Source organism: Shinella sp. SUS2 (genome assembly GCF_001262505.1).
In the GTDB taxonomy this organism is placed as follows: domain Bacteria; phylum Pseudomonadota; class Alphaproteobacteria; order Rhizobiales; family Rhizobiaceae; genus Shinella.
Window position 1 is genome coordinate 1 of sequence record NZ_KQ410743.1, and the last position, 17,648, is coordinate 17,648.

Below are 17,648 nucleotides of genomic sequence, written 5' to 3' on the forward strand. Positions count from 1 at the left end.
GTAAGCAACCAAATCCTACGTCATTTCAACGGCTTGAACCACATCCGCCAACCCCTCATGAATTATTCGGGCTAGGACCACGTTATCGCCCCCATCGAGCACAATTTCGTCAGCGGTACGGATCGCTGGCGAACGTCGCCTCAATTCATTCTCCGGATAGCTGGTGACGGAGGCGCCTGATCGGATCTCGGGATGAAGGCGTTGATGGTTTAGCGAGCGGCTTGGATTTAGGGCCATTTGGAAGAACAGTCGGTAGATTGACTGACCGTATTCATCCGAACGTGTGCGCATGCACCTTAGTAAGCCCCCGAAAAGAGGGCCTCCAGGTGCTAGCTGTGCTTGCCTTCTAAATGCTAGCTTGCAGTTGTAGGATGGCCCCTGCCGAGTGTTAAATAATCTCTGTCTTTCAGGACCAGATGAACCCAGGGGATATATTGCGTTAGCCAGGTCGAACAGCAGCAACGACAGATCGGCATCGTCACCCATAAAAACCCAATCACCTATCTCAAGCTTGATCCGGTCTTGCTTGGCTTCAGAAGCGGATACAACAAGCCCACGCTCAAAGTAGGGCAGAGTTCTATAACTCATGGTATTCCATGGTACAGGATAAACCCAATAAATCTAAAGAATGTTATTGTGAAGTTGCTGCGAGCACTCGATAGACTGATGCTCGACCGATACCAAGCTGCTTCGCAATCTCTGAAGGACCGATGCGCTGACTGTGAAGCGACAAGATCGCTTGCGCCTTCGCCATGACTGTTGGCTTCCGGCCTTTGTATTTACCCTCTTGCTTCGCCTTTGCAATCCCCTCTCGCTGCCGTTCCAACATCATTTCCCGCTCAAATTGCGCCATTGCCCCAAACATAGTCAACATTAGTCGTCCGGTCGGCGACTTTGTATCCACTGAAGCACCACCAAAATCGATTACACGTAAAGCAACGTTCTTACTTTCAAGGCACTCTAGGATTTTAAGAAGGTGTCCGGTCGAACGTGCAAGGCGGTCAAGCTTTGTAACGACCAACACATCGCCACTGCGGACAAATTTTAGCACCTCATCCAGTTTTGCTCTTTGCGCTACCGAAGAAACCTGCTCAGCGAAAAGTTCTTCAACTCCTGAAGCCTTCAGGTCCCTTTCTTGCGCCTCAAGTCCAGCAATCTGGTCAACCGTAGATGTGCGGGCATATCCAACCAACATAATCGAAATCCGTCTCATTGAACTCTAAGAGATATTACACTTCCCGTCTCAAAATACAAATCTAACCCTAATGAGACGCCCAACGTCTCAGACCTTCCGCCTCGCTAAGGCCCGCCCTATAGAGACACACTGCATGCCCATGGGTGTCTATACTCACACGACCTCCAACGGGCAGGGTGCCAGCCACGTTCACGCGTTTCGATTGGAGTTGACCGATGAAGCTAGCCTCTCCTTGCGCAACACCACATTTTCCTGAAAGCGACTGATCAACCCACATCCGAGTTGTTGCCCCGAAAAGCAAACGCCGACACTTCAGAGGCGACGCTCGTCAGCACATGACACATTGGAGGAAACCATCGGCTCAAACGTCAGCTTAACATCCGCTTCTATCGGTTCAGCGCCATGATAGCAGTCGGGTCGTGGGGACACAGGAGGCATCCGACATCTGGGGTCTAGATAAGTACAAGAAGCTAATGGCCTCAAGGAATAACCACCTGAGAGCCAGATGGGTTGATTGTATAGAAGAATCGAACCTCGTCGCGATCCGAGCCCCGGGTGTCGTCTTGAATACCTGAGATACGGCCAGCCAGAACTGCTCCCTCGTCATTCTCGACCAGAAAGCTTTCGTTTAATTGGATCGTGTAGTGGCTCGACGTGGTGTCGATCAAGTTCATATTCACGATCTGGCCGAGTTGGGCATTTTTGACCCTACCAATTCGTCGGGTAGCGCCGCGCTTTATCAGGTGTATGGACGTATCACTGCTCTTGGAGAACGCGACATCAAAAGCTTGCCCAGCGTGTTCGATGCGTACATTCCCGTCATGGGTTGAGTAATCGAAGACCTTCGCGCCTGCCGGAACGTCTGGCCCGCGACCATATAAACGAAGCTCGCTCGATCGCCGCGACGTGCGCATGGTATCAGCGAAAGGCTGGTTTACTGCCGCCGCTGCTTGGATTGCATTATTGGCGCTGGCCTCCGCGATCTCCACGTCATCCACAAGGGTTTCAGGGGCTTCCATGTCGCGCAGAAAGTCGTGGAGGCTCGATAACCTCAGTGATCGACCGGCAGAGGCGCGACGGTAGGCGTCAACCAACTCGGGCCTCGGATAGAGCGGCTGCTTGCCGGCTCTGACAAACCAATCGGCCTTCTGCTCTCCGGTAACGAAAACCAGATCCTTACCCAATGTCTTGCCGAGGTCGAGCAGGGACAGCCAGACAAGGACATCTCCTATGCCCTGATCGTCCTTCGAGGCGTCCTTGTAGCCCGGCGGCACCTGGTGGAGCAGGCCATAGTGCATTTCCTCGATGACCTTTTCATTCGCCATCCCGGGGCCAATCAGATGCTCTTTACCGAAGGTTGCGGCGTAGATGGCTGAAACAGGATCGTTTCCACGCCAGGCCTTCATCTGTTTCACCAGAGCCCGGAGCTGGCTAAGGTGCGCATTAGCGGCCTTCTCATGATCGGCGGCGGCCTTAGTCAGAGCTTCTCGATCCGCAAACCCTTCGAGCAGCAGTGGGCTAACATTGATGTCCCAGCCAGAGAACCGCGAAATGCGATCCTCGTAAGCTTGGACCATGTCAGCGAGCCTGCGATCCCGGTTCTTGATGAACTCCCTCGCAACCTGCTCGGGCAGGAAGAGGCGGCGTTCGTTGGCGAGTTTGGCATACACTGTCGCCAAACCATCGAGATTACTCTTGCCGAGCTGATAGGGCAGCAGCAGCGCATTAGTGTCCAGCGCAACAATGACGTCAGCGCAAGATGGATCGACCGTGGCAGTGGGCTTAAAGACGTCGTGAGGCTCTGGATATAGCCGGTCCAGAATGAAGTGATCAAAGTCCCTTGTCGGTGATTTGGCCAAGACCTTCTTTCGATCCTTTCCGTTTTCAGATGGATTGGGTGTCTCTGGTGGTGAAGGCGCTTCTGTCGAGTTCTTGTCCAAGGGCGGGCCCCATTTTATGAATCGTTTCTGTGCACGATAAGATCATTATTAGCCCCGCGCCAGCACCGCCGTTGCAGGGCCGATGGTTCCTTTGGCTAGAGCGAAAACGACGACGTTGGACACTATCGCGGCCAACGAAGGCCCGCTTAATCAAACGCGCCAAATGTCTGAGAATGACGCACTCTGATCTCTGACGCAGCAGCAGTCACTAAGTGACGAAAACAGCGCGTATCCAGGGGTGACGGGTTAAAACTGAAAATACTTGAAGCTTGGACGCGGTGCCGTTCAAGCCGGAGGCCGACCGAAAACGCGGCCAAAGGCTTCGTACTGAACACGAAGATCGTTTGCATTTGGCGATTGTTTTAGTGCCGACTGGAAATTCCTGTCTAAAGCGTCCCATGCGGCGTTGAGGGAACGATTGGTTCTGTTCCTTGGCTCTGCCGAACGAGGGTGGACTGTCCAATCGTCAACGCGCCATTTTTTTTCTCGAACAATATTGTGAACTGTCGTCGCACTCACGCCAAACTCCTTTGCGAGAACACGGCAGTTCGCGTTTCGGGAGTGATGGCGATAACGACGACGGATTTCATCAACCGCATCGAGTGTCAGTTTTTCCTCTCGCCTCAGCCCCGAAATTCGATGATCGGGATATGCTGGATTACTCGCCCGCCTCATCGGCCCTACCCTTCGATCCATGAGGTTAGGTGAGATAGATCAAGTCCGCCGTATTCTACCTTTGAGACTTCCTCATGTAAGCGTCGGAGCGTGTGGCCATCTCCGTAACGACTATCCATTCGCTTGTAATCGACCCAGCCCATAATCTGGTCGCGAAGATCACGCTCGACCCGTGCCTCTCTCAGAGCGTCGTTGAATGTGTTGCGGAAACTATGGAAGACCTTACGCCGAGCAACCGATATGCCTGTCGGCTTCATGAACGTCTTAAATTTTTTTGAGAAGCCATCCGATAGCTTGTCAGACCCGACAAACGCACTCTCAGGGAACAACCATTCGCGTTCAGAACGAGCAACAAATTGAAGGAAGCCGATCCTGACCAGTTCCGGGTGAATTGGCACTTGCCGAAGCGCATTTTTCGTTTTCAGGCGCTTGCTGTACTCACCCGCAACATAATCCGATCCAACAGCCTTGTCGTTGACGCTGATGTAATAGATACCATCCACCTCACGAACATCGCTGCGTTCGAGTTGCAGGATTTCCTGCATCCGCATGCCCGAGAAAAGCGAAATCAAAGGCAACCAGAAGCGGCTTCGACGCGGACGACTTGGCCCCTGCCGATTGATGCCGTGTTCGTCGTCGTTGCACCCCGTATATAGCGGGGTAGCAAATATGACTTTCAGTTCTGACACGGTGAAGGGCTCGTAACCCTCTTCCTGCTCCGAGTAGCTCGCCGGGCGCACCGGTTTGACGATCTTAACCCGCTGTACGGGGCTCCGATCAATCCATTCCTGATCAACGGCATAGTCGAAGATTTCCCGCAAGACCAACAAATGCTTATCCGCCTCGGAATGCCGTTGCGCGCGCATGCCGTGTTTGCTTTCGTATTCGTCCGCAGCCTTGCGCAGCGTCCGCCCTTTGTAGTGACGAGCAGCATATGCCGGGATATTGACGAACAGATCGGCGATAGACTGGCACTGCTTCCTCGTGACCCTGGAAACGGCGAGGCCCCGGCCAAACTCCTCCTGAAGCGCCCGCGTCGCTATCATCAACTGCTGATAGCGCGAAGGCCCCACTTCCTGCTTCCGCTTGGCAAGGTACTTGTCGATAAGCTCGCCAATCCTGACTTGCTTGCTCGGGATAATATCGGCGCCGGGTTGGAGGGCTGGCGCAAACAGCGGATTGTCCAGAACCGGGTGCCGGTTCTCGCTGTTTGCCTGAAGGCGTCGGCGCGCAATCTCAGCATTCGCCTGTGCAAGCTTATTAGCCAACCTTTGAAATTGCGGGCTACCGGTCACGTCATCCGTCAGCCGCAGACGAACAACCATTCGCCCTTTCTGCCGCCCCTCTCCCGGCACGATCTCCTCCACCTCTTGCCGGTCCACAAACTGATATTTGATTAGTTGCTCAATGGCAGTCCGGTAAGAAGCCGATGCGACGCTCTTGTCTGAATAACGAGCGGCCCGGCCTTCATCGCCCACAGCCAAGGCATCCGCTTCATCGTAGTCTTGGCCAAGGTCAACGAGAACTTCGCGTCTGTTTTCCTCGTTGACACCGTAACGGTATCCACCTGACCGCTGAATATCAGTCTCCAATTCGAAGAAGTAGGCAATCGCGATTTGATCGATCTCGTGATCCGTGAGGTCGAATTTGACCCCGGGTTCATCAGCATCGTGCTTCGCAAGCCCACGCGAAAGGTGCTCAATTATTCTCGATAGCCGCTTGATTTCGTCATCGGTTTTCACACCGAACCGATTGGCTCGTTCGCGAGCTTGCTGAAACGTCAATCCGGACAGGCGTTCCACCCATTGCGTTACGCCAGCGACCTTTTGAAGCCTATCAGGCACGCGCCGGCGCAACTTCCAGCCCTTGTTATCTCGGCTCAGATATTGCTGCTTAGGCATGTCTTGCATGCCTCGTGTGTACCACGGATGTGTACCACTTTTCAACAAAAAGCCATATAGAACAAAGGGCTTCCAGTGATATCAACCATTTATAGGGTGACTGGTAGCGGAGGAGGGATTCGAACCCCCGACACAAGGATTATGATTCCTCTGCTCTAACCTACTGAGCTACTCCGCCGCCCGAAAAGAGGAACAGAACGATGTCTGTTTCCGTCCGGTGCGCGGCTTATAAGGCGCTGTTCCCGCGGGTGTCAAGCGACGTTCGCACAAAAATCACTTTGTTCACGAAGGCCTTGGCAAATGCGGGGGTTCAGGCCGCGGCCGGGGTGGACAGAATGCGCCGGAGTGCGTCTTCGGCCGCCGGCTCCCGCTCGGAGCGCAGGATGAAACCGCCGCCGTGGATACGGGCATCCTCGCCTTCGCCGGAATAGAGCGCGCAGGCCTGGCCGGGCGCCACGCCCGGTTCCCCTTCGGCAAGCTCCACATAAAGGCCACCGGGGCCAGACAGAAGGCGGGCAGGACGCGGCGGGCGCGTCGAGCGCACCTTGGCATAACAATCGAAGCCGGCAGCCGCCACGGCTTCCACGTCGCTGTCGCCGATCCAGTTGATGTCGCGCAGATAAAGCCGGCGCGTTTCCAGCGCTTCCTTCGGCCCCACGATGACACGTCGCGAGCGCGCGTCGAGATAGACGACATAGAGCGGCTCGCCCGTTGCGATCCCGATGCCGCGCCGCTGGCCGATCGTATAGTGCAGGATGCCGTCATGACGGCCGAGCACGCGGCCGTCGATATGCACGATGTCGCCGGCAAGCGCCGCATTGGGCTTCAGCTTGTTGACGATGTCGGAATACTTGCCCTGCGGCACGAAACAGATGTCCTGACTGTCGGCCTTCTTGGCGACGACGAGGCCCATCTCCTCGGCAAGCGCCCGCGTTTCGGCCTTCGAGAGATGGCCAAGCGGAAAGCGCAGATAGTCGATCTGCTCCTGGGTCGTGGCAAACAGGAAGTAGCTCTGGTCGCGCTCGGCGTCGACCGGGCGGTAGAGCGCACGGCGCTGCGGCGCGTCAGGCGTCGGGTTCGGCCGGGAGCGGATGTAATGGCCGGTCGCGAGCGCATCGGCGCCAAGTTCCTTGGCGGTGATGAGGAGATCGGCGAACTTGACGGTCTGGTTGCAGGCGACGCAGGGGATCGGCGTTTCACCGGCAATATAGCTTTCAGCGAACGGATTGATCACCGTCTCGCGGAAGCGCTTTTCATAATCGAGCACATAGTGCGGAATGCCGAGCGTTTCGCAGACACGGCGCGCATCGTCGATGTCCTGACCCGCGCAGCAGGAGCCCGCGCGGTGCACGGCGGCACCGTGATCGTAGAGCTGCAGCGTGATGCCGAGCACGTCATAGCCTTCACGTTTCAGGATGCCGGCCACGACGGAGCTGTCCACGCCGCCCGACATGGCGACGACGACACGGGTATCTTCCGGCTTGCGATCGAAATCGAGACTGTTCACGCGGGGTCCGTTCCGGTACTGCAGCGCCAGGAGGCTTGCCGCAGGTCACCTTTCACTGGGGTTTGCTTGACGCAAGGGCGACGCCCCGCGACCGGCGCGGCGTCTTTCGGGCGACATATAGAAACTTGCCGCACCGAGGGCAAGAGAAGGCCGGAAACCTCGTCGTCCCGGCCGCACACCGGCCCTGCCTTTCCGGCCCGCCGGCAGGCGCGTGTGCGCAGGATATCAGATGAGGCGCAGGCGCAGGGCGATGGCGATCGCCTGCATGCGGTTGACCGCCTTGAGCTTGCGCGTCGCGCTCTTGAAGTAGCTGCTCACCGTATAGGCCGAGATGCCGAGGATGATCGCAATCTCGTCGCTGCTCTTGCCGGCGGCCGCCCAGCGCAGGCACTCGACCTCGCGGCTCGACAGCTTCTCCCGACTCGCCGTTGCCGCCACGAAGGTCTTTTCAAGGCATTCGAAAAGCTGGAGGGCGGCGAAATGCAGGTCCGTCAACGCCCGGCGGGCGAGCGGGACCTGCGTGCCCGAAAAGGCCATCAGATAGGGGTCGGATGTCGTGGAATGCAGGAGAAAGGCTGTCGAGGCGGCAAGACCATGGCTTTCGGCCAGCGCGATCGCCTCACCCACCTGGCCGTTCTCCCAGTCCGATGGGGCGAGCAGCGAGCTGTCGCCCTGCACGGGCAACTTCGTCATGCCCGTCTCGATCGCCAGCCGGCTCAGATGGAAGAGGTTCATCGCATCGTATTTGCGCACGAGATCGGCCGGCCAGTTGCTGACAAGCAGCCGTTCGGCAAAGCGCTGCTGCTCGTTGGCAGGAAAGCGCGACACCAGGAAATGACTGAAGCCGAAATGGTTGGCGCACTGGCGCATGAGGTGCAGCACCTCATATTCGGTCTGCACGGATTCGAGATTGGCCGTGGACAAGAATTCAGGCGACCAGTCCTGCTGCAGGAGCATGTTGTCTGGGTCTTTCATTTTCCGTTTCCAACAGCCGGCGCGAACGCCGGGAGCGTGTGCATTCTCGGTTCGGAAAACTTCAGGCGCACCCCTTCAGAAAAGCGGCGACGAAAAACGCCGCGGAAGCCATATCCCGGGGGGAACAGCTTGCGGAGGGAATTCATGATGATGCAGCCTAGGGCTTCCGGTGGCATCCATCGACGCCGCCCTTAAATTTGGGGGCGTATTAGCAGTGTTTGAATAAAAGGGAAATGAAATATTTGCATGGCTCCCATGCGGATGCCGCGCAGGCCCGGCTCGGTGAACGTAAGGGAAGTCAGTACTTACGGCCCGGAATACAACAGGCGAAGCCGCTCAAAAGATTAGAAAATTGTTAGCATGCGCTTAGGCAAATCTTAAATGTGGCGGGCTACAGTCCCGGCATATGGTCTTGAGTTTATGTAGAGAGTCCAATGACCGATCTGATACGACCCCGCGTTAAATACGTCATCGGCCCCGATGGCAGCCCCCTGACGATCGCCGATCTGCCGCCGGCCAACACGCGGCGCTGGGTGATTCGCCGGAAGGCAGAAGTCGTCGCCGCCGTACGTGGCGGGCTTTTGAGCCTCGAAGAAGCCTGTGAGCGCTATACGCTGACCGTCGAAGAGTTCCTTTCCTGGCAGTCCTCCATCAACGATCACGGCCTGGCCGGCCTGCGCACCCCGCGCATCCAGCAGTACCGCCACTAGACCGTTTCATTTTCGATCAAGACCCTCTACGGCTGCGCCCTGCGCGGCCGTAGTTTCGTTTCCGGTCAAGGCCGCGCTCCATGCGGCCGCAGCTTCATCTGCAGCAGGCCGGTCATGATCGCCGAGGCGGCGTAGAACCAGAGACCCGGCTGAGTGAAGGCCGAGGCCATGCCGCTCGTCTTCGCCGCGACGATGACCAGCGCGACCAGCATCACATCCATCATCGACCATTTGCCGAGGATCGGCAGCAGCCGGGTAAGCCAGCTCGCCTTGCCCGCGGGCGGCGCCGGCGCGGTCGCCTCCAGCGCGATCGCAAAAAGTTTGACCACCGGGAAGACAATGGAGAAAAGCGCGACGAGCACTGCAAGGCCTCCGCTCTCCTGCGCCCAGAGCGAGACGACGATATCGATCAGCGAGGGGGTCTCGTCAAAGAAGTAGAGCTTTTCAAAACGCACGAGCGGCAGGACGAGACCGAAGGCGAGGAACAGCGCAGAGAGCACGAGAAGGACGGGAACGACGAGGATCATGGCAGGCCAACGCTGGTTTCGATGCCCCTGCATAGCACCGCGGCGGCGCGGACGCAGCACGGTCTGTTCACATCCCGTGCGCTTGCGGGAGGGCGCCAGACAGGAAAGGATGGCACCAGACAACAAGAGCGAGGAGCACCATGGATATCAGGAACGCGGAAACCGGCTCGAAAGGCCGCTACTCGACCACCGTCGAGGGCCATGAGGCGGAGGTGACCTATTCACGCGCCTCGCCGCAGCTCGTCATCGTTGACCACACCGGCGTACCGGATGCGCTGCGCGGCAAGGGGGTCGGTCAGGCCCTGGCGGCCCTTGCCGTGGAAGAGGCGCGCAAGGGCGGTTGGAAGATCATGCCGCTCTGCCCCTTCTTCCGCGCCCAGGCCATGCGCCACAAGGAATGGCACGACGTCGTCAATCTGTGACGGAACCTTAAACAACGCGAAGAGCCCTCGTGAGCGGTCTTGCGGCCGCTCGCGAGGGTTCTTCAAAACCGGACCGGGTCAGGCGCGTAGCCGGACCGCGTTGTCGCGCTCTTCGAGCGCCGAAGCCTTGGCGAACTCCGCCTCCGCCTCTTCCAGCGCCAGTTCGGCCGCATCCTGCTGCACCTTCAGTTCCCGGATCGAGACCTGGAGGTTGTCGGAACGCTGGCGCGCCGCCTTGGCGAAGGTGGGGTAAGCGAAGTGGTTGGGATCGTTGATCCCGGATTTCTTTTCTTCGATGGCGATCTGGCTTTCCAGTTCCTTCGACATCCGTTCGAATTCGGACATCATCAACTGAAGCTGGGCCAGTTGCCGTCTCTTCTCTTTCACCTGAAATTCCTTCAGGCGAACTAGGCTCTCACGCGACTTCATACGCAATACTCCCGTGGATAGCGAGACCCCGGCATTGGAGCGAACGGCCGCCAAAACGCGACACCCGTTCACCCGGCATTCCAAATCAGTGCCCGAAGCACGGCTTTTAACCGCACGCCGGAGACCGGCACTCCGCCCGAAACCCGGAAAAACGCACCGGGTCTTAAAAAAAATTCAGCGATATTAATAAAACCCTACCGCTGGTAACCTTTCGTTTACGGGCATCGTTAATCATAGGTCCGATGATTTAAGGCTCAGTAAATGCGGTTCGCTAAAAAACGGGTTCGCCACATTGATGAGTCGAAAGAGTCGGTTAACCGTGGTTCTTAAAGAGACAGTTTAAGAGACACATTTCTGATTCATCCATGAAATCAGGGAGCTGCCTAAAATAATTAACAGATCGATACACCTTGCCAAAGGGAATCAGGATTTGTTAACCAATTCGTGGCAGCCTCCAAATCAGGCAACGACTGGATCCGTATCGCGTAGGGGGCCAGGTACCTTGAGCGGCGGAAAAGGGGACAGATATGCGGGTTCTACTCATTGAGGACGACAGCGCGACGGCGCAGAGCATCGAGCTGATGCTGAAGTCCGAAAGTTTTAATGTGTATACCACCGACCTCGGCGAGGAAGGTGTCGATCTGGGCAAGTTGTATGATTACGACATCATCCTGCTCGATCTGAACCTGCCCGACATGTCGGGTTACGAGGTTCTGCGCACGCTGCGCCTGTCCAAGGTCAAGACGCCGATCCTCATCCTCTCCGGCATGGCCGGCATCGAGGACAAGGTGCGCGGCCTCGGCTTCGGCGCCGACGACTACATGACGAAGCCGTTCCACAAGGACGAACTCGTCGCCCGTATCCACGCCATCGTGCGTCGTTCCAAGGGCCATGCCCAGTCGGTCATCTCGACCGGCGAGCTCATCGTCAATCTCGACGCCAAGACGGTCGAGGTCGGTGGCCAGCGCGTCCACCTGACGGGCAAGGAATACCAGATGCTCGAGCTGCTCTCGCTGCGCAAGGGCACGACGCTCACCAAGGAAATGTTCCTGAACCACCTCTATGGCGGCATGGACGAGCCGGAACTGAAGATCATCGACGTCTTCATCTGCAAGCTGCGCAAGAAGCTGGCCAACGCCGCCGGGGGCGCGAACTATATCGAGACGGTCTGGGGCCGCGGCTATGTGCTGCGCGAGCCCGATGGCGACTTCGCCGAAAGCGCCTGATCGGCTCTCCCCTCGCCGCTTGAGATTTCGACCCGCCGCTTGCCGGCGGGTTTTCCTTTTGTGCGAAAGTTTTTACCTTGCAAAGCTCAGACAAAAACGCGGCCGGCTCCTGGCGAGCGGCCGCGTCCACAAAAATCAACCAGATGGTGGGGCGTTTCAGGCGGCGGCCGACAGGCTGCCGAATACCTGCGTCAGGATCTTGCGGTCGAAAGGCTTGAGCAGGAAGTCGTCCGCACCGGCGCGCTTGCCCATCATCATCTTCTTGAGATCGGCCTCGACGACGCAGTAATAGATGCGCACCGACTTGCCCTGCGGCAGGTTGCGGATATTGCCGATGAGTTCGAGAGCCCCGTCCATCGTCGAATCGACAATGAGGATATTGGGCAGTTCCGCCTCGCAGCGCACGAGAGCTTCCAGCGAACTCGATGCTTCCAGAACGAGGAAATCGAAGCCGGAGAGAATACGCTTGCCGACCTTCCGGACGACGTCGGAACCATCGGCGATCATCAACCGCTGCATTCGCTGCTCCTAGGTCTCCCGCCCGTTGGACGGGAACAATACAGGATGCAACTCTACCGGCGACTGGCAAACAAAGCGTTAGCGGCCATGGTTAACGAACCATGGCCGCCATCGATTATTCCGAGGCCGGAACGACCCGTGCCGAAAAGACGATCTCTTCCGGGCTGACGGCGACGTCGAGCTCCATACCTGCCTCGTCGGCAAGCAGCACCGTGTAATAAGGCTGGATGGAATGGGCATCGACGGCCTCTTCCGGCGTGCCGGAGAGGATTTCCATGAACTTCGGCGGCACGCGCAGCATGCGGCCCCGGGCCGCGAGCTTGAAGGTCGCGTCGAATTCCGGATTGTCGAGCGTCACGTCGATCGAGCCGCCGCGCGGAATGGCACCGTAGGCCACGAGGAACAGATTGAGCAGCAGCTTGACCCGGTTCTTCGCAACGATGGCGCGCGGTCCGGTCCAGGTGATCTCGGTCTTCTTTTCGGCGGCAGCGAAATCACGCGCGGCCTTTTCCGCCTCGCCCGTGTCGATGGAGGCGCCGACCGAGCCGGAGGCGCCGAAAGCGAGCCGCGCGAACTTCAGCCGGACCGAGGCATTGAGCGCGCTGGTGCGGATGAGATCCATCGCATCGGCATCGGCGCCGCCCTCGTCGAGCAGTTCCAGCCCGTTGTTGATCGCGCCGACAGGCGAGATGACGTCATGGCAGACACGGCTGCACAGAAGCGCTGCCAGGTCGGGACCGGTCAGCGTAAGGTTCGGATTTTTCGCCATAAATTTCTCCCAGATCCACGCATCACTTCACGCGGACGGCCCTAGCATAGGCACATTCGCGGGCATCCTGCGCGACGCATAGCACGCCGGAATTGCGCGAGGCGTGCCCGATTTGAAGACAGCCATAATGACACCACATTTGGTAAACCGATTGTTAAGACGATCGGATCAAATTGCAGCATGGAACGGGGCCGGTACATGAAGAAAGGCGAACGGGACATGGGTGTTTCAAATCTGGTCAGGATGGCGTGCAGGATCGCAACAGCAACGGTCCTGGCGCTTCTCACGGTTCTGCCGGCGCAGGCGCAGCAGAACGGCCAATATTCCATGCAGGAAATCGTCGATGCCGGCCACGGCTTCTTCGGCTCGACCTCGGGCGGCCTTGCCAAGGTGGTCGAGCGCGCCTTCGAGGCTCACGGCCTGCCGAACGGCTATATCCTTGGGCAGGAAGGCTCCGGCGCCTTCGTCGCGGGCCTCACCTATGGAGAGGGCACGCTCAACACCAAGAATGCCGGCCAGCATCCGGTCTTCTGGCAGGGTCCCTCGCTCGGCCTCGACTGGGGCGGCCAGGGCAGCCGGACGATGATGCTCGTCTACAATCTGCCCGACGTTAACTCGCTCTACGAGCGCTACGGCGGCGTCTCCGGCTCGGCCTATGTGATCGCCGGCGTCGGCATGCAGGTCAATGTCAACCGAGACGTCGTGCTCGTGCCGATCCGCACCGGCGTCGGCGCCCGCCTCGGCATCAATGCCGGCTATCTCAAGCTAACCCGCGAGCCGACCTGGAATCCCTTCTGAGAATGAAACGGCCCCCTCGTCCGTCAGGTTAACCGAGAGTTGATTTCTGAGGGAAAGCCCCTCCCGCAAGGCCGAACGAGCCGCTATAGTGGGCTCGTTCGAACCCGTTTTGGGCCAGTTTTGAAACGAGTGGACCCGTGATCGAGTATGCCCTTCTCTTCGCGCTCGGCTTTCTCGCCGCCACGCTGACCGGCCTGCTCGTCGCGCCGGCCATCCAGAAGCGCATCGTCAAATTCACCGAGGACCGCATGCGCGCCACCATGCCGCTGAGCCCGCAGGAGGTGCGCGCGCAGAAGGACATGGCCCGCGCCGCCTATGCCGCGGAAAACGCCCGCCTGTCGGAAGAGGTGCGCCGCGAGCGCGAAAAGCACACTCTGGAAATGGTGCGCAACGAGAAGCTGCTGGCCCAGGCCGCGGCGATCGGTACGGAAAATGCCGAGCTGCATGCCCAGATCGCCGACATGAACATAGAGGCCGGGGACATGCGCTCGGCGCTGCGGCGCGAGGAAATGAAGACCGAACAGCTAAAGTCGGCGCTCGCGACGGCCGACCGCGAAATCCGCGGCAAGGTCGCCGACATCGAGACGCTGCACAGTCGCATCAACCATCTCGAAGCCGATCTCGACACGATGAAGATCGATCTTGCGACCCGCGATACGACGATGGAGAACCTGAAAAGCCGTATCGGCAATCTCAAGGACGAGCGCGACAAGCTGCGCGAGGATATCAAGACGGCGAGCCAGAGTGCCAAGGCACTAGAAGTGCGCCTGTCGCGCGAGGAAGGCCGCGTGCGCCAGCTCGAAACACGGCTGACGCGCGAGCTTGCCGGCAGCGCCGACAAGGACAATGCGATCGAACGGCGCATCGCGGAAATCAGCCGCCTGCGCGACAAGGTGAAGACGTTGACAACGGAAAACAAGGAAGCCGTGAAGGCCGTGCGTTCCACCGGGCTTGCCCGCACTATTGCCGCGAGCCGGCTCGCCCCGCGCCGCAGCGACAAGGTGGCCTCGCCACCGATCGACATTGCGGCACTGGAAGAGGACGTACGCAATCAGGGAACGGCTCTTTCCGAACGGCTGATGGCGGCGAAGACCGGCGAGAACGACGCGGCCCTGCGCGAGGAGATGGCCGACCTTGCCAGCAAGATGATCGTGCTGACGGCCACCCGGGAGGGGGCCGGCTCACCGGTGCACGATCTCATCGCCACGATCGACCCCGCTCTCGACGGCGATGAGCGCAGCCTCGCCCAGCGTGTGCGCGGGCAGATCAACCGCGACGAGGCATAGCGCCACTGCGGCGCGGGAGTGTGGAATGAAGATTGCCATCCTGGCCCTGATCATCGGCGTGACCGGCGCGACAGCTCCCTCGCCCAAGCAAGCAGCCGGTATCGACGGACGCTATTGTGGCCGGCTTTGGAGCAACGGTGTCCTCGTCGAGGCGGTCACGGTGCTGAAGCTTGCCGGCGACGGTCGGCTGAGCGGCACCTATGAATTCGCCGACGGCGACGGTCGAACCCCGGGAACGCTGGCCGAGAGCCCGCCCGGCAACGGCCTTGCCCGCACGCTCGACTGGCAGGACATGTACGGCAGCGGCAAGCTTTCCATCACCTTCCAGCCGGATTTCAGCAGCTTCACCGGCACCTGGCAGGACCAGACCGGCACGCCGAACGAACTGTGGGATGGCGTGCGCTGCTGATAGGTATCGTGCGGAACAAGGGCCGGACCAGGAGCGTCTAGGCGACACGTTCCATGGCAAGGGCGATCTGGTAGAGCGCAATGCCGCTCGCCGTCGCGACATTGAGGCTGTCGAGCCCCGGCCGCTGCGGAATGCGCGCCGTCCGGAAGGAAGAGAGAATGCTGTCAGGCAGCCCCTCGCCTTCCGTGCCGAGTACGAGCGCGATGCGTCGCGCCGCCGGGATGTCCGCCACAGGCACCGCACCACGTGGTGAAAGCCCCCAGATCTCGAACCCTGCTTGCGCAAGGCCGTCAAGCATGGCTTCGGCCCCGAGGTCACGGGAAAACGGCACGCTCAGCACCGAGCCGACGGAGACACGGATCGCCTTGCGGTAGAGCGGATCGCAGGACGTCTCATCAAGGAACACCGCATCCGCGCCGAAGGCCGCGGCATTGCGGAAGATCGAGCCGACATTGTCGTGGTTCGAGAGGCCGCATCCTGCGAGAACAAGGCTCGTTTCCGGCAGACGGCCCAGAAGCGTGGCCCCCTGTTCCACCGGCGGCTTGCTGCCGAGCGCCAGCACGCCGCGGTGCATGTTGAAGCCGGCGACCGCATCGAAGACCGCGGACGAGGCAATATAAACCGGCACCGTCTCCGGGAAGGAAGCCAGCACATCCGCAACACCCGCGAGGCGGTTTTCGAGCAGCAGGATAGCCTCGGCGGCAAAACCGTTCTCGCGGGCCGTGGGCGCTCCGAGCATGCGCAGCACCACCGTGCCTTCGGCGACGAACAGGCCGTCCCGGCCTGTCAGGTCACGCTCACGAATCGACACGAACCCCGCAATGCGCGGATCGGCAGGATCGTCGATCCGAACCGGTTGCGCCGCCATGCCGGATCAGTTGCCAGCGACCGCGACCTCGGCGACGATGCGCCCGGCCGCGATGTCGAACAGGAACGCCTTGCGCGCGCCGTCGGCCATCACGCCATAGAACAGAATCTGCCCGCCGGAATTGGAGACTGCAGAGACGGCGAAACCATCGGGCAGCGTCGCGGTCGCCTTGAGCGGCGCATCACTCGGCACGGCGAGGGCCTCACCGGACGAGGCCACAGCTTCCGGCTTGCCATCCCGCGTGTTGATCTTATAGACAATGGCCGCAAGCACCGCCATGAACATCAAGAGCATGATGCCGCCCGAGACCAGCTGCAGGCGCATCATCTTGCGACGAACGTTTTCCATGACAGGGTCGAGCGGCTTGTCTTCCTGATCGTTGTTTTCGATGTTGGACATGGCAGGCGCCCTTCCGGCAATGAGTGTAGTGAACGATGACCGACCCCTTTAAAGAAGCCGACGCCACAAGAAAAGTCCTGACGGTACCGGAAGAGGCCGAAGGGCGTATCGACGCCTGGCTCGCCGCAACGCTTGCCGGCGATTTCTCGCGCAGCCGCATCAAGGCGCTGATTGAGGAAGGCGCCGTGCTCGTCAACGGAGCGGCCATCGGGGAACCGAAGCGCAAGATCCATCCCGGCGATCGCGTCGAGATCGCTCTGCCGGAGCCGCGCGATCCCGAGCCGAAGGCCGAGGATATCCCGCTCGACGTGCTCTACGAGGACGACGACCTGATCGTCATCTGCAAACCGGCCGGCCTCGTAGTCCATCCTGGCGCCGGCAACTGGACCGGCACGCTGGTCAATGCGCTCATCCATCACTGTGGAGCGAGCCTTTCCGGCATCGGCGGCGTGCGGCGCCCTGGCATCGTGCACCGGCTCGACAAGGAGACCAGCGGGGTCATGGTCGCCGCCAAGAACGACGCCGCGCACCGCCACCTCTCCGACCAGTTCGCCGACCACGGCCGCACCGGTCCGCTGGAGCGCGCCTACCAGGCCGTCGTCTGGGGCCGCCCCCGCCAGCTCAAGGGCACGATCGACGCCCCGCTCGGCCGCGGCGCCGACCGCACGAAACGCGCGGTAAAGCGCGAGGACGCCGACGATGCCCGCGAGGCGATCACCCACTACGAAGTGGTGGAGCGTTACGGCGAGACCGAGGACGGCACCAGCCTTGCCTCTCTCGTCGAGTGCCATCTCGAAACCGGCCGTACGCACCAGATCCGCGTGCACATGGCCCATATCGGTCATCCCCTGATCGGCGACCCGGAATATGGCGGCGCGTTCAAGACCAAGGCCAACCGGCTGCCGGACGACGCGCGCCAGGTCGTGAACGCCTTCCACCGCCAGGCGCTGCATGCCTTCCTGCTGCAGTTCGAGCATCCCGCAACGGGCGAAACCATGCATTTCGAAGCCCCTCCGCCGGAAGACCTGGAGCTGCTGCTCGAAGCGCTGCGGGCGGTCTGAATGCCTGCCAGGCCTTGATTCTCAGGCGCGGG

General features: G+C 59.8%; 18 protein-coding genes and 1 tRNA gene. 7 read left to right on the top strand and 12 right to left on the bottom strand.

Going from position 1 to position 17,648, the window contains the following annotated elements:
- Positions 1–631: 631 nt before the first annotated feature.
- The 6 genes from AKG11_RS26800 to AKG11_RS26825 form a co-directional block, all read right to left on the bottom strand.
- Positions 632–1,195 (bottom strand): recombinase family protein, encoded by a 564-nt coding sequence (locus tag AKG11_RS26800; protein ID WP_050746172.1) that lies wholly within the window; start codon positions 1,193–1,195, stop codon positions 632–634.
- Between the two features lie 479 nt (positions 1,196–1,674).
- Positions 1,675–3,135: a PIN-like domain-containing protein gene (locus tag AKG11_RS26805; RefSeq protein WP_156334141.1), complete on the bottom strand. Its 1,461-nt coding sequence runs from the start codon at positions 3,133–3,135 to the stop codon at positions 1,675–1,677.
- Positions 3,136–3,815: 680 nt separating this feature from the next.
- Positions 3,816–5,711, bottom strand: a complete 1,896-nt coding sequence (locus AKG11_RS26810) for a site-specific integrase (protein ID WP_157255841.1) — start codon at positions 5,709–5,711, stop codon at positions 3,816–3,818.
- A 101-nt stretch (positions 5,712–5,812) separates the two neighbouring features.
- A tRNA-Met gene (locus AKG11_RS26815) sits at positions 5,813–5,889 on the bottom strand.
- A 132-nt stretch (positions 5,890–6,021) separates the two neighbouring features.
- Positions 6,022–7,218, bottom strand: coding sequence for a tRNA 2-thiouridine(34) synthase MnmA (gene mnmA / locus AKG11_RS26820; RefSeq protein WP_023514316.1), 1,197 nt, complete (start codon positions 7,216–7,218; stop codon positions 6,022–6,024).
- Between the two features lie 225 nt (positions 7,219–7,443).
- On the bottom strand, positions 7,444–8,193 hold the full coding sequence (locus AKG11_RS26825; protein ID WP_050746129.1) for a helix-turn-helix transcriptional regulator: 750 nt from the start codon (positions 8,191–8,193) through the stop codon (positions 7,444–7,446).
- 434 nt (positions 8,194–8,627) lie between these two features.
- On the opposite strand from AKG11_RS26825, the gene AKG11_RS26830 reads away from it, so the two are divergent.
- A complete protein-coding gene (locus AKG11_RS26830; RefSeq protein ID WP_050746130.1) occupies positions 8,628–8,903 on the top strand; it encodes a CtrA inhibitor SciP in 276 nt (91 codons plus the stop codon).
- Between the two features lie 65 nt (positions 8,904–8,968).
- Here the strand turns inward: AKG11_RS26830 and AKG11_RS26835 are convergent, their stop codons facing one another.
- Positions 8,969–9,463: a paraquat-inducible protein A gene (locus AKG11_RS26835; protein WP_050746131.1), complete on the bottom strand. Its 495-nt coding sequence runs from the start codon at positions 9,461–9,463 to the stop codon at positions 8,969–8,971.
- Positions 9,464–9,570: 107 nt separating this feature from the next.
- Between AKG11_RS26835 and AKG11_RS26840 the strand changes: the two genes are divergently transcribed.
- Positions 9,571–9,852: a GNAT family N-acetyltransferase gene (locus tag AKG11_RS26840; protein WP_050746132.1), complete on the top strand. Its 282-nt coding sequence runs from the start codon at positions 9,571–9,573 to the stop codon at positions 9,850–9,852.
- Positions 9,853–9,930: 78 nt separating this feature from the next.
- Here the strand turns inward: AKG11_RS26840 and AKG11_RS26845 are convergent, their stop codons facing one another.
- The gene (locus AKG11_RS26845) at positions 9,931–10,281 is read right to left on the bottom strand and encodes a hypothetical protein (protein ID WP_024270823.1); all 351 of its coding nucleotides are present in this window, start codon (positions 10,279–10,281) and stop codon (positions 9,931–9,933) included.
- A 527-nt stretch (positions 10,282–10,808) separates the two neighbouring features.
- On the opposite strand from AKG11_RS26845, the gene ctrA reads away from it, so the two are divergent.
- Positions 10,809–11,507, top strand: a complete 699-nt coding sequence (gene ctrA, locus AKG11_RS26850; protein ID WP_024270822.1) for a response regulator transcription factor CtrA — start codon at positions 10,809–10,811, stop codon at positions 11,505–11,507.
- Positions 11,508–11,663: 156 nt separating this feature from the next.
- On the opposite strand, the gene AKG11_RS26855 is transcribed toward ctrA, so the two are convergent.
- Both AKG11_RS26855 and chpT read right to left on the bottom strand, forming a co-directional pair.
- Positions 11,664–12,026, bottom strand: coding sequence for a response regulator (locus tag AKG11_RS26855; protein ID WP_024270821.1), 363 nt, complete (start codon positions 12,024–12,026; stop codon positions 11,664–11,666).
- A gap of 115 nt (positions 12,027–12,141) precedes the next feature.
- Positions 12,142–12,795 carry a histidine phosphotransferase ChpT gene (chpT, locus tag AKG11_RS26860; RefSeq protein WP_023514488.1) on the bottom strand — a complete coding sequence of 218 codons (654 nt, stop codon included), beginning with the start codon at positions 12,793–12,795 and terminating at the stop codon, positions 12,142–12,144.
- A gap of 243 nt (positions 12,796–13,038) precedes the next feature.
- Here chpT and AKG11_RS26865 point away from each other — a divergent pair, with 243 nt between their 5' ends.
- The 3 genes from AKG11_RS26865 (at position 13,039) to AKG11_RS26875 (ending at position 15,288) form a co-directional block, all read left to right on the top strand.
- The gene (locus AKG11_RS26865; RefSeq protein WP_245290242.1) at positions 13,039–13,593 is read left to right on the top strand and encodes a DUF1134 domain-containing protein; all 555 of its coding nucleotides are present in this window, start codon (positions 13,039–13,041) and stop codon (positions 13,591–13,593) included.
- A 137-nt stretch (positions 13,594–13,730) separates the two neighbouring features.
- Positions 13,731–14,879, top strand: coding sequence for a coiled-coil domain-containing protein (locus AKG11_RS26870; protein WP_050746133.1), 1,149 nt, complete (start codon positions 13,731–13,733; stop codon positions 14,877–14,879).
- Between the two features lie 25 nt (positions 14,880–14,904).
- Entirely contained in the window at positions 14,905–15,288 is a 384-nt protein-coding gene (locus tag AKG11_RS26875) for a hypothetical protein (protein ID WP_050746134.1), read from the top strand.
- 37 nt (positions 15,289–15,325) lie between these two features.
- On the opposite strand, the gene AKG11_RS26880 is transcribed toward AKG11_RS26875, so the two are convergent.
- Both AKG11_RS26880 and AKG11_RS26885 read right to left on the bottom strand, forming a co-directional pair.
- Positions 15,326–16,156, bottom strand: coding sequence for a TrmH family RNA methyltransferase (locus AKG11_RS26880; RefSeq protein WP_050746135.1), 831 nt, complete (start codon positions 16,154–16,156; stop codon positions 15,326–15,328).
- 6 nt (positions 16,157–16,162) lie between these two features.
- Positions 16,163–16,555, bottom strand: coding sequence for a hypothetical protein (locus AKG11_RS26885; protein ID WP_023514493.1), 393 nt, complete (start codon positions 16,553–16,555; stop codon positions 16,163–16,165).
- Between the two features lie 35 nt (positions 16,556–16,590).
- On the opposite strand from AKG11_RS26885, the gene AKG11_RS26890 reads away from it, so the two are divergent.
- The gene (locus tag AKG11_RS26890; protein ID WP_050746136.1) at positions 16,591–17,616 is read left to right on the top strand and encodes an RluA family pseudouridine synthase; all 1,026 of its coding nucleotides are present in this window, start codon (positions 16,591–16,593) and stop codon (positions 17,614–17,616) included.
- The last annotated feature ends 32 nt before the right edge of the window (positions 17,617–17,648 follow it).

Bases quoted from the DNA above. Each gene is read 5' to 3' on its own strand.
- AKG11_RS26800 (WP_050746172.1), bottom strand. From the start codon at position 1,195: ATGTTGGTTGGATATGCCCGCACATCTACGGTTGACCAGATTGCTGGA.
- AKG11_RS26810 (WP_157255841.1), bottom strand. From the start codon at position 5,711: ATGCCTAAGCAGCAATATCTGAGCCGAGATAACAAGGGCTGGAAGTTG.
- AKG11_RS26825 (WP_050746129.1), bottom strand. From the start codon at position 8,193: ATGAAAGACCCAGACAACATGCTCCTGCAGCAGGACTGGTCGCCTGAA.
- AKG11_RS26830 (WP_050746130.1), top strand. From the start codon at position 8,628: ATGACCGATCTGATACGACCCCGCGTTAAATACGTCATCGGCCCCGAT.
- AKG11_RS26835 (WP_050746131.1), bottom strand. From the start codon at position 9,463: ATGCAGGGGCATCGAAACCAGCGTTGGCCTGCCATGATCCTCGTCGTT.
- AKG11_RS26840 (WP_050746132.1), top strand. From the start codon at position 9,571: ATGGATATCAGGAACGCGGAAACCGGCTCGAAAGGCCGCTACTCGACC.
- AKG11_RS26845 (WP_024270823.1), bottom strand. From the start codon at position 10,281: ATGAAGTCGCGTGAGAGCCTAGTTCGCCTGAAGGAATTTCAGGTGAAA.
- ctrA (WP_024270822.1), top strand. From the start codon at position 10,809: ATGCGGGTTCTACTCATTGAGGACGACAGCGCGACGGCGCAGAGCATC.
- AKG11_RS26855 (WP_024270821.1), bottom strand. From the start codon at position 12,026: ATGCAGCGGTTGATGATCGCCGATGGTTCCGACGTCGTCCGGAAGGTC.
- chpT (WP_023514488.1), bottom strand. From the start codon at position 12,795: ATGGCGAAAAATCCGAACCTTACGCTGACCGGTCCCGACCTGGCAGCG.
- AKG11_RS26865 (WP_245290242.1), top strand. From the start codon at position 13,039: ATGGCGTGCAGGATCGCAACAGCAACGGTCCTGGCGCTTCTCACGGTT.
- AKG11_RS26875 (WP_050746134.1), top strand. From the start codon at position 14,905: ATGAAGATTGCCATCCTGGCCCTGATCATCGGCGTGACCGGCGCGACA.
- AKG11_RS26880 (WP_050746135.1), bottom strand. From the start codon at position 16,156: ATGGCGGCGCAACCGGTTCGGATCGACGATCCTGCCGATCCGCGCATT.
- AKG11_RS26885 (WP_023514493.1), bottom strand. From the start codon at position 16,555: ATGTCCAACATCGAAAACAACGATCAGGAAGACAAGCCGCTCGACCCT.
- AKG11_RS26890 (WP_050746136.1), top strand. From the start codon at position 16,591: ATGACCGACCCCTTTAAAGAAGCCGACGCCACAAGAAAAGTCCTGACG.